3 protein-coding genes are annotated in these 3,099 nt (G+C 47.9%); 1 reads left to right on the forward strand and 2 read right to left on the reverse strand.

Annotation, left to right across the window (positions count from 1 at the left end):
• Window positions 1-439: 439 nt before the first annotated feature.
• Window positions 440-574, forward strand: a complete 135-nt coding sequence (locus B147_RS33135) for a hypothetical protein (protein WP_020586486.1) — start codon at window positions 440-442, stop codon at window positions 572-574.
• 27 nt (window positions 575-601) lie between these two features.
• Here the strand turns inward: B147_RS33135 and B147_RS27655 are convergent, their stop codons facing one another.
• Window positions 602-1,039, reverse strand: a complete 438-nt coding sequence (locus B147_RS27655) for an ORF6N domain-containing protein (RefSeq protein WP_020586487.1) — start codon at window positions 1,037-1,039, stop codon at window positions 602-604.
• A 136-nt stretch (window positions 1,040-1,175) separates the two neighbouring features.
• On the reverse strand, window positions 1,176-2,933 hold the full coding sequence (locus tag B147_RS0106885; RefSeq protein ID WP_020586488.1) for an aldehyde ferredoxin oxidoreductase family protein: 1,758 nt from the start codon (window positions 2,931-2,933) through the stop codon (window positions 1,176-1,178).
• Window positions 2,934-3,099 lie beyond the last annotated feature (166 nt).

A 3,099-nucleotide genomic window follows, 5' to 3' on the forward strand; every position in this document is an offset into this window, starting at 1 on the left:
CAAAACTTTTCACCAAGGTTGTTTATTTTCAACTCCCGGAACTGTCAAACTTTTCGAGTCCTCCACCGGAGGTGGAGGTTTACCCAATAGAATTAGGTCTGATCGTAAAATAGCGGCCTTAGCAGGTGTCATTTGATCCGCATATTGCCTACCCACTTTTTCTTCATAGGTTTTGCCATCCTTCTTGAAAACCACATAATAAATTTTTTCGTCGCCTTTACCTCCAATCCTTTCCCCGCTACCAAGTAAATAAAGGCTCTCAGCGGTTTCGCTGGGAGCCTTTGTGTTTTTTTGAAAAGGGCTTCACCCCTCAGCACATGACACCTGTCTCCTTGGAAGAACTTTAATTCCCATGGCGGGGTATTTCCGCAGTGCAATTGGTTGAGAAAAGTGGCATATATTTTAACACAGAAAAGCCATTACTTTACAGGAGCATGAAATGACAAAAAAAACTGAGATCAAATCCCGGACAAAGTTAACTAAAGTTTTGGTGGATGCAATTAAGCGGGGTTTGAGAATGGAGCACATCCAAAAGGCGTTTAAAATAGAGCCGATTCGCCGAAATCGAAAATAGGCTTATCCGGAACGAAAAAACATCACTTCAAAATTCTTCATTTGTCTGCTGCTTTAATACTTCCACGGTTTTGCGTAATTCTTCATTTTCGGCGATCATGCTGCGCATTTTGGTAAAGGTCCGCATGATCTGGATGTTTACTTGAATGGCCCGGTCACTTCGCAATATACTGGAAAGCATCGCAACGCCTTGTTCGGTGAAGACCATAGGCGGGTATCTTAAACTCCTTTTATCAGAATTGGAGTTTTCAATTTGTGACTTCAAATTTGCAAACTCCTCTTTTGATAATTCAAACATAAAATCATCTGGGAAACGGTTTATATTTCTTCTGACGGACTGCTTTAAATATTTTGTTTCAACTCTGTACAGGGATGCAAGATCCCTGTCCAACATAACTTTAGCGCCTCGGATAAGATAAATTTTTTCTGTAATTTGTTCAGTGGTAACAAGTTCTATTTCAGTCACTTTGTCTCCTGTCTTGATGTTACAGGCTGTGGTATTAAAATTCTGTTTGAGGTGTTAAATTGTGACCATTATCTTATTCACTTCCCCGGATGTTTTCAACCTTCTTTTCCTTCGTCGGTGGTGTCTTCTTTAACGTTCACTTTTCTTCGGCCCAATTCCGAATCTTTTGGTAGTCATTGAACATATAATCCATCTCATCCTTGGTTATGGCAGCCCCAGAGTCTGTCAGTGGTGTAAAAAAAGCCTGTGCCAGGGTCTCGTCACTCGGGGTCATGCCTTCCCTTAGGTTGAATTCCCGAGCCTTGGCCGCCACATTCAGGGCAATGCCGGATAGATTCTCCTTTGATCCGTCAATCCCTGTTGCCGCCGTGATCATCTCTCCGAGCAGTTCCCAGGGGTAGAGATCCCGGTAAAATTTGCACAGGATTAAGGTGTCAAACAGGGTGAGTCTGTCTTCAAAATCAATAAAGAGTTTTGCCTTGCCTTCCGTCTGTTTGGGATCTATCATGCCGGCCAATTCGGGTTTGTAAAAGGTCGTTCGCAGATGGCAGGCGCCTCGGTCCGAGGCGGCGTAGGCCAGGCCCATACCCTTGAGTACCCTTGGGTCGTAGCCCGCCGGTTCCATGCCCTTGACATGAACGGCCTGGTCCTCCATGCCAAAGACGGCAGCGGCATGGCGAATGCCCTGGGCCAGGGTCCGGCCGATACCCGCTTCATTGGACGCAATTTTGACAAGCAGCTCTTCGATGGCCTGGGCGTCACCGAATTGGATGGCATAGTCGGATGTTCCCTGTTCATGGGCCATCATGGCAAAGGCTGCCAGATTGCCGGCAGTGATTGTGTCGATCCCCAAGCTGTCGCATACATGGTTGAGCCGGACAATCTGTTCCACCTCCTCTACCATACACAGGCCGCCAAAGGTGTATAGGGTTTCGTACTCCGGTCCCTCGAGCACCAGTCCCTTATGGGGCCCCTGAATGACTTTTGTCATCCGGCCGCAGGAAAGATAGCACTTGGCGCAGGCATGGGGAGTGACGTCGCATTGGCTGTGCAGGGCATCTGCCGATATCTTCTCCCAATGGGGGGCATATCCTTTGGTCCAGTACCGGGTGGGAAATGCTCCGGCATTGTTCATGACTTTTACCATCTGGGAGGTGCCCATGGACTTGTAGGCCTGGACCACGGGATGATCCTTGGCCCCGGCAGCCATCTCCTTGGCGAGTCGGGTCAGCCCTTTTTTATCAAAAACCTCCCGTTTTTTGTTGCCGGAAAAAACAATGGCCTTAAGATTTTTTGCGCCCATGACAGTGCCGGTGCCGGCACGTCCTGCACACCGCCATCCATCGTTTTTGATGATGGAAAATTTAACCCCTGCCTCGGCAGCAGGACCGATCACGCTGAGTCCGGTTTTCCAGCCCTTGGGGTATTTGTCCTTGAATTGGCTTTTAACGGCAGACTCTGTTTCAAAGGTGTCTTTGCCGGCAAGATGGCCCGCATCGTGGAAAAAAGCCCCTTCCGGGGTGATTTCCATCAGGGTCAGGCTATTTGCCCTGCCGTGAATGACAATTGCGTCAAAGCCTGCGGCAGCAATGGCTTCAGGTACTTTGCCCCCGGAATAGGACTCGGCATAAAGACCGGTCAAAGGGGATTTGGTAAAGACACCGTACCTGGAACTGCCCCAGGTGGCAGTACCTGTTCCAGCGCCTGTGGCAAAAATCAGCCGGTTTTCCGGCGAAAGGGGATCAACGCCCGGCGGGTTCAGCTCCGTCAGCAACCAGGTGGCAAGCCCTTTGCCTCCCAGAAAATTTTCGTAAACCGACTTATTAACAGTATTGATCTCAACTTTCTGATTAGACAGATCCACGTAAAGGATCCGATTAAAAAAACCTTTCATCTTCTTCTCATCCCTCAAAAAGCTTGTCTGCTACAGTTCTATTTTTCATCCGGGCCAGCTTTGCTCAATGCGTTTTTATATGAAACACTCCCCTCAAAAAAGGGAATAGCGTTCCATTGGTTGTATGGCTTTTTGTTCCACAACACTTTTATTACCGTTACAAATT

The sequence above is a fragment of the Desulfobacter curvatus DSM 3379 genome (assembly GCF_000373985.1).
Taxonomy (GTDB): Bacteria; Desulfobacterota; Desulfobacteria; order Desulfobacterales; family Desulfobacteraceae; genus Desulfobacter; species Desulfobacter curvatus.

Bases quoted from the DNA above. Each gene is read 5' to 3' on its own strand.
- B147_RS0106885 (WP_020586488.1), bottom strand. From the start codon at position 2,933: ATGAAAGGTTTTTTTAATCGGATCCTTTACGTGGATCTGTCTAATCAG.
- B147_RS33135 (WP_020586486.1), top strand. From the start codon at position 440: ATGACAAAAAAAACTGAGATCAAATCCCGGACAAAGTTAACTAAAGTT.